The sequence below is a fragment of the Streptomyces sp. NRRL WC-3549 genome (genome assembly GCF_000721935.1).
GTDB lineage: Bacteria > Actinomycetota > Actinomycetes > Streptomycetales > Streptomycetaceae > Streptomyces.
In genome coordinates this window covers 93,865-101,259 of record NZ_KL585425.1, presented here as the reverse complement: position 1 = coordinate 101,259, position 7,395 = coordinate 93,865, and the positions used below count along the sequence as shown (strand labels likewise).

6 protein-coding genes are annotated in these 7,395 nt (G+C 74.4%); 2 read left to right on the top strand and 4 right to left on the bottom strand.

Annotation, left to right across the window (positions count from 1 at the left end; translation table 11 throughout):
• Positions 1–1,387, top strand: a 1,387-nt coding sequence (locus IH13_RS0128220; protein ID WP_267883890.1) for an SbcC/MukB-like Walker B domain-containing protein, incomplete at its 5' end; no start/stop codon positions are given.
• A gap of 49 nt (positions 1,388–1,436) precedes the next feature.
• Here IH13_RS0128220 and IH13_RS0128215 read toward each other — a convergent pair.
• From IH13_RS0128215 to IH13_RS0128205, 3 genes are all read right to left on the bottom strand, one after another.
• Positions 1,437–2,321 (bottom strand): ATP-grasp domain-containing protein, encoded by an 885-nt coding sequence (locus tag IH13_RS0128215; protein WP_031088796.1) that lies wholly within the window; start codon positions 2,319–2,321, stop codon positions 1,437–1,439.
• Positions 2,322–2,431: 110 nt separating this feature from the next.
• Positions 2,432–4,120, bottom strand: a complete 1,689-nt coding sequence (locus tag IH13_RS0128210; RefSeq protein WP_031088795.1) for a DUF885 domain-containing protein — start codon at positions 4,118–4,120, stop codon at positions 2,432–2,434.
• 67 nt (positions 4,121–4,187) lie between these two features.
• Complete coding sequence (locus IH13_RS0128205) at positions 4,188–4,790, bottom strand: Lrp/AsnC family transcriptional regulator (protein ID WP_051835957.1); 603 nt, start codon at positions 4,788–4,790, stop codon at positions 4,188–4,190.
• A gap of 59 nt (positions 4,791–4,849) precedes the next feature.
• Here IH13_RS0128205 and IH13_RS0128200 point away from each other — a divergent pair, with 59 nt between their 5' ends.
• Positions 4,850–6,097, top strand: a complete 1,248-nt coding sequence (locus IH13_RS0128200) for a trans-sulfuration enzyme family protein (RefSeq protein WP_031088793.1) — start codon at positions 4,850–4,852, stop codon at positions 6,095–6,097.
• Here the strand turns inward: IH13_RS0128200 and IH13_RS0128195 are convergent.
• On the bottom strand, positions 6,000–7,395 hold a 1,396-nt coding region (locus IH13_RS0128195; protein WP_082317743.1), incomplete at its 5' end, for a GNAT family N-acetyltransferase. The two genes, IH13_RS0128200 and IH13_RS0128195, sit on opposite strands and share 98 nt — an antisense overlap.

Genomic DNA, 7,395 nt, shown 5'->3' with positions numbered 1-7,395 from the left:
GGAGACGGCGGGGGCCGCCGAGGGCGCTCCGGCCGTGCGCAGGGCCGAGAGCGAGGGCGGGAGCGGAACGGCGGCGGACGACGAACGGGACGGCACCGGCCCGGCGAGCGCGGTGCCGGTGACCGAGCTGGAGGAGACCGTCGTCCGGCTGACCCGGGAGCACAGCGAAGCCCACCGCCTGGCCGCCGGGACGCACGCGGCCCAGGAGGCCCTGGCCGCCGCCGAGCGCGAACACCTCGAACGCCTCGACGCCCGGCAGCGGGCCGAGAGCCGTGCCGCCGCCCGCACCTCGCGGCGCGAGGCACTGGACCGCGAGCAGAGCGCCCTGGAATCCGACCTGGCCGAGGCACGCGGTGCGTCGGACTCCGTGGCCGCGCACGCCGCCCTCCTGGAGCGCCGGGCCGGGCTGCTCGCCGACGCGGCCGAGGCGATGCGGGCCGAGCAGCGCGCGGCCCGGCAGCGCAAGGAGGCCGACGGACGGCTCGCCGACGCCGCCTTCCGAGCCGGCTTCGACACCCCCCGGGCCGCCGCCGCCCAGCTCCTCGACGACACCGCGCAGGGTGAACTCCAGCACCGGATCGACGCCTGGCAGGCGGAGGAGGCAGCCGTCGCCGACCGGCTCGCCGAGGCGGACGCCCGGGAGGCCGCCGGACGCCCGCCCGCGTCCCCGGACACCGCGCAGGCGGTGTACGACCGGTCCGCACGGCAGCTGCGCGAGCGTACGTCCGCGCTCGCCGCCGCCCAGGAACGCTGCGCGGAACTCGACCGGCTCTCCCGGCGTGCGGCGGCCGAGGTGCGCGCGCTCGGACCGCTACGTCAGGAGTACACGCAGGTGGCCCGCCTCGCCGGGCTGACCGCGGGCACCTCGGCGGACAACGAACGCAAGATGCGGCTGGAAGCGTACGTGCTCGCGGCACGCCTCGAACAGGTGGCCGCCGCGGCCTCGGCCCGGCTCCGGAGGATGTCCTCCGGCCGCTACACCCTGGTCCACTCCGACGCCCGGAGCGGTGGCCGCAGAGCAGGGCTCGGCCTGCATGTCGTCGACTCCTGGACGGGCCGGGAGCGCGACACCGCGACCCTGTCCGGCGGTGAGACGTTCTTCGCCTCGCTCGCGCTGGCGCTCGGGCTCGCCGACGTGGTGACGGACGAGGCGGGTGGCGTACGGCTGGACACCCTGTTCATCGACGAGGGCTTCGGAAGCCTCGACGACCAGACCCTGGACGAGGTGCTCGACGTCCTGGACTCCCTGCGGGAACGGGACCGGAGCGTCGGCATCGTCAGCCACGTCGCCGACCTGCGCCGCCGCATCCCCGCTCAGCTCGAAGTGGTCAAGGAGCGGGACGGTTCCGCGGTCCGCCACCGGGTCGGCGGCGCGTTCGGCGGCTGATCGCCGCCGCGCTGCCCGCCGGGGCGGCCCGTCGTCCGGCGGGGCCTGTTCACACCGCGGGCAGCGCGGCGAAGAGCGCCTCGCCGTCGTCCCCGGCGGGCAGGCCGCTGACCTGTCCGTCGCCCACCTCCACCACGCGCCACGCCCCGTCCTCCCGCAGCGCCAGATCGGTCGTCACCCAGCGGCAGCCGAGGCGGCGTACGGCCTCACCGACGGCGTCGAGGGGTGGGGAGGGGACCAGGCCGGGGGTGTCGGGGTGTGCGGTCACCCGCACCGGCCGGCCGTCCACCCACCACACCCGGGCCTCGCCGCCCGCCACGAAGGGTTCGTACGCCCGCAGGACCACACCGCCCGCCAAGAAGTCGTCCTGCAGCTCGACGAAGCGCGCGACGACGGCGGACAGCCGGGCCGTGTCCGTGAGTTGCGGCACGAAGCAGGCCTCGTGCCACTCGTCCTTGCGCGACTTCACGAAGTCCTTCACCACGCCCGGCCCGGGGCCGAGGGGCGCGGCGAGACGGGCCAGGGCGGCGGGAGCGGGCGGAGGAGCGGGCGGAGCGGTGCCGGCCGGCAGGCCGCACCAGACGCTCTTCGGGGTGAGGCCGTCGAACGCCGTGTACCAGCCGGGGAGTTCGTGGGCCGCGCGATAGGCGGCCCCACCCGTCAGCAGGCTGTGGCCCCGCGCGGCGAGCGAGCGTTCCAGCGCCTCGTAACGGTCTGCCGTGACCATCCAGCCCCGGTACCAGTACGCGTGCGAGCCCCCGCCCACCCGGGTGAGGGCCGCCTCCGTGTCCCCGGCGCACAGCGCGTCGTGGTCGATCAACGTGATCCGGGCACCGGTCGCGCGGGCCGCGGCCGCCTCGCGGGCGAACCCGGGGTCCGGTCGGTCCGGCCGCAGGGGGTCCGAACAGAACAAGTACGTGGCCCGCGTCTTCATGGCAGCTCAATCATCGGGGCATCGGGGCATCGGGGCATCGGTACGTCGGCGTGCCGGACTGCCGGGCGGACCGGTGCGGTGTGCACCGGTCCGCCCGCCACCCGGCGATGTCAGAGCGCGGACAGCTCGTCCACCAGGTCGTCCAGGCCCAGCGACCCCTGTGACAGGGCGGCCATGTGCCAGGCCTTCAGGTCGAACGCCTCGCCGTGTGCCTTGCGGGCGTTCTCCCGGCCCAGCAGCCAGGCCCGCTCACCCAGCTTGTAGCCGATCGCCTGCCCCGGCATCGACAGATAGCGGGTCAGCTCGCTCTCCACGAAGTCGGCCGGCCGGCCGCTGTGGTTGCCGAAGAACTCCTCGGCCAGCTCCGGCGTCCAGCGCTCACCGGGGTGGAACGGTGAATCCGCGGGGATCTCCAGCTCCAGGTGCATCCCGATGTCCACGATCACCCGGCAGGCCCGCATCATCTGGGCGTCCAGGTAACCGAGCCGGCGCTCCGCGTCGGGAAGGAACCCCAGCTCGTCCATCAGCCGCTCCGCGTACAGCGCCCAGCCCTCGGCGTTGGCGCTGACCTGGCCGATCGACGCCTGATAGCGCGAGAGGCTGTCCGCGACGTGCGTCCACTGCGCGATCTGCAGGTGATGGCCGGGCACGCCCTCGTGGTACCAGGTGGACACCAGGTCGTACACCGGGAAGCGGGTCTCACCCATGGTGGGCAGCCAGGTGCGGCCGGGACGCGAGAAGTCCTCGGAGGGGCCGGTGTAGTACGGGGCCGCGGCGCCGCCCGCCGGGGCGATCCGGGACTCCACCACACGGACGCGCTCGGCCAGTTCGAAGTGGGTGCCGTCCAGCGCCTCGATGGCCTCGTCCATCAGGCTCTGCAGCCACTCCCGTACCTCCTCCACACCCTCGATGTGCCTGCCGTGCACGTCGAGATGGGCGAGCGCCTCCCACGGGCCCGCGCCGGGAAGGATCCTCTCGGCCTCGGTCCGCATCTCGGCCAGCAGCCGGTGGTACTCGGACCAGCCGTAGGCGTAGGCCTCGTCCAGGTCGAGGTCCGTGCCGTTGTAGTAGCGCGACCAGCGGGCGTACCGCTCACGGCCCACGATGTCGGGGCCGCCCTGGACGGCAGGTGCGTACACCTCGCTCATCCACTTCCGCAGCGCCACCAGCCCGGCGGTGGCCTCCCCGGCGGCCGCGTCCAGTTCCGCGCGGAGCGACTCGGGGCCGGGAGCCACGAACCCCCGGAAGAACCCGTTGCCGTCCTCCCCGGCCGCCCAGACGCCCAACTGCTCGATGAAGGTGGCGGTCGGGCGCGGCCCCCCGTGCAGCTTGCGCTCCAGACCGAGCGCCAAGGAGGCGCGGTAGCCCTCCAGCGCGGCGGGGACCGCACGGAGGCGGGCCGCGACGGCGGCCCAGTCCTCGTCCGTCGCGGTGGGGGTCGCCGTGAACACATCCACGACGCTGTGCACGGGGGAGTGGATGTTGGAGACGGCCCGCAGGTGCTCGTCGGCCTCGTGGACGGCGAGTTCGGCGGTCAGCCGCTCGCGGAGGAGGCGCGCGCAGCGCTTCTCGGCATCGGTGTCCGCGCCGGGCGCCTGCTCGGCCGCGTCGAGTTCCGCCAGCGTGCGGCGGATCAGCTCGGCCTGTGCGGCCTGTCCGGCCGGTGAGAAATCGGGCAGCCTGCCGGAGCTTTCCGCGACGCCGAGATAGGTACCGGTGATCGGGTCGAGTTCGATGAATGCGTCGACGTAGGCGTCGGCGACCTGACGGGGCAGCGCGCTGCTCGAGGTATCTGACATGGGGACATCCTCGTACGGCGGAGGCACCCGCGTCACCGGTATGCGGTACGCGAACTCCGGGGACCCGTCACGGCGCCGTCCTGGACGTCGTCGGCGGGGCCGGGTCCAGGAGGTGGCCGCGGCCTGTCTCCGCCGCTGCCGCCGGGCCGGCCCCCGGCGTCCCGGGGGCGGGACGCGGGTCAGGGAGGTGCGCGTCCGGTGCGGGAGGCAGCAGCGGGCCGCACTCCCACTGCTGGAAGACCAGCCGGGTCTCCACCCGCGCCACCTCACGCCGCGAGGTGAACTCGTCCAGCACCAGCCGCTGCAGATCCGCGGTACCGGCGACCGCCACGTGCACCAGGTAGTCGTCCGGACCGGTGAGGTGGAACAGGGCACGCGATTCCGGCAGCGCACGGATCCGCTCGACGAACGGGCCGATGAGCTCCCGGCGGTGAGGCCGGACCTGTACCAACAACAGCGCCTCCAGGCCCCGTCCCAACCGCGCCGGATCGAGCCGCAGCTGGTGCCCGAGGATCACGCCGGAGCGGCGCAGCCGGGCCACCCGGTCCAGGCACGTGGAAGGCGCCACGCCGACCTCGGCGGCCAGCTCCCGGTACGTCGTCCGGGCATCGTTCTGCAGAAGGCGCAGAATATGCAGATCCACCGGGTCCAGAGCGACAGATTCGGGCATGCGGCGAACGTTACACGGAAGGCCCCCGCACCAGGCCGGTCGATGTTCAGAGTGGTGTCATGGACGCCGAAGCCACCTCGCTGACCTCCCCCGCACCCACCCGGCCCAGGGCGCTCGCCACCGAAGCCGTGCACGCCGGACGCGACGACCTCGCCTCTCTCGGACTGCACGCCGCGCCGATCGACCTGTCCACCACCTACCCCTCGTACGACTCCCGGGCGGAGGCCGGACGCATCGACGCCTTCGCGGCCACCGGCGCCCAGCCGGACGGCCCCCCCGTCTACGCACGCCTGGACAACCCCACGACGGCCCGCTTCGAGAAGGCGCTGGCCACACTGGAAGGCGCCGAGAGCGCGGTCGCCTTCGCGAGCGGGATGGCGGCGCTCACGGCGGTGCTGCTGGCCCGCGCGAGCGCCGGGCTGAGACACGTGGTCGCGGTGCGCCCGCTGTACGGCTGCAGCGATCACCTGCTCGGCTCCGGGCTGCTCGGCACCGAGGTGACCTGGACGGACCCGGCGGGCATCGCGAACGCCATCCGCCCCGACACCGGGCTGGTGATGGTCGAGACGCCGGCCAACCCCACACTCGCCGAGATCGACGTCCGGGCGGTGGCGCACGCCTGCGGTTCCGTGCCGCTGCTCGTCGACAGCACCTTCGCCACGCCCGTCCTCCAGCGGCCCGTCGAACACGGCGCCAGGATCGTGCTGCACAGCGCGACCAAGTACCTCGGCGGGCACGGGGACGTGATGGGCGGTGTCGTCGCCTGTGACGAGGAGTTCGCGGCGACGCTGCGCCAGATGCGGTTCGCCACCGGCGGGGTGCTCCACCCGCTGGCCGGCTACCTGCTGCTGCGCGGCCTGTCCACGCTCGCCGTACGGGTCCGGGCGGCGTCGGCCTCCGCGGCCGAACTCGCCCGCAGGCTCGCGGCCGATCCCCGGGTCGCCCGGGTGCACTACCCGGAACTGGGCGGGGCGATGGTCTCGTTCGAGGTCTACGGAGACCCGCACCGGGTGATCGCGGGCGTCGGCCTGATCACGCCTGCCGTGAGCCTGGGCAGCGTGGACACCCTCATCCAGCACCCGGCCTCCATCAGCCACCGCATCGTGGACGAGGGAGACCGGCGGGCGTCGGGCGTCGCCGACCGGCTGCTGCGGATGTCGGTCGGTCTGGAGGACGTCGAGGACCTCTGGGCCGACCTGTGCCAGGCGCTCAGCGACGGAGCGGTGGCCTCTCCGGCCGCGCGTACGCAAGAGGCGTCTCGGAGGCGGGGCCCGTCCGGGCAGGAGAGTCAGCCGGCCGGGCGGTGATCACCAGGGTGCCCTCCTCGATCTGGTAGTCGAGGGGCAGCGAGAGCGCGCGCATGGCCGCGACCATCCCCGTGTTGTGCGCCTGGGTGACGGCGTACACGCTCTCGCAGCCGGCCTCGGCGGCCAAGGCCACGAGCCTGCCGAGGAGTTCCGAACCGATGCCGCGGCGCTGCCAGTCGTCCTCGACCAGAAGCGCGACCTCGGTCTCGTCGCCGTCCCAGAGCAGGTGACCGAGGGCCACCACCCGGCCCGAGGCCGTCCGGACGGCGAGTGTACGGCCGAACCGCGGGCTCAGCAGGTGGTCCAGATACCGGTCCGCGTCCCGCACCGGGCCGTGGTACCGCAGGGCCAGGGTCTCCTCGGAGCAGCGGCGGTGCAGGGCCCGTGCCGCGGCGAGGTCCCCGGGGCCCGCACGCCGGACGGTGATCTCGTCGCCCTCGGGGAGGGTGAACACGTCCGCACCGCGCGGGACGCGCGGACCGAGCCGGGTGGCGAGCTCCACCAGGGCGCGGGCGCGCGCGAACTCGGTCGGCGTGAAGGGCAGGTACGGGCGTTCGACGGTGACGGTCCCACCCGACGGATCCCTCAGTTCCATGACCGTCTCCTCCAGGAACCCTTCCCCGGGGGCGCCCTCCCCGGCAGGGTGCCCGGAGGCCGCCGGCGCGGGCAACGAGCGGATGGTGCACCGGCCGAGGAGCTGCCGCAGGGCGAGCGGGAGTTCGGCGGCGTCCAGGGCCGTACGGGCGGCGAGACCGAGCACCCGGGTCGGGGCGTCCACCAGGTCGTGCGCGTCGGCGCGCTCGATCCAGGTGGAGGTGCCGCCCGCCGCGGAGACCTCCCGGGTGAGCTGACGGGCCGACAGCGACGTGGGCACCCGCAGCAGGAACTCGTCGACCGTGCCCTGCGCCAAGGGGTGGGTCTGGAGGGTGAGGACGTCGATGCGGTGTCCGGCCAGAGCGGTGCACAGGGCGGCCAGGGCGCCGGGCGTGTCGCGTACCGTCGTCCGCATCCGCCACAGGACCGTTCCGGCTGCCTCCCGGCCCCCGGCGGGCGGGAGCGACGGGTCCGCGCCCGTCGTCCCCGGCGGCTTCGCCGTCTCTGCCGTCTCTGCAGTCTCCGTCGTCCTCGCCGTCACGGGCGCCTTCGTGCCGGAGCCCGGGGGCGGGGCGTGGCTGTGCCGCCGGGCCCACCACGTGTGGAACACCGCCGCGGCGACCAGGGCCGCGGCGGAGGCGATCAGGAGATACGGGCCGTCGGGCCGGTGCCCGACAAGATCGGCGGTCGCGTCGGCCACGGCG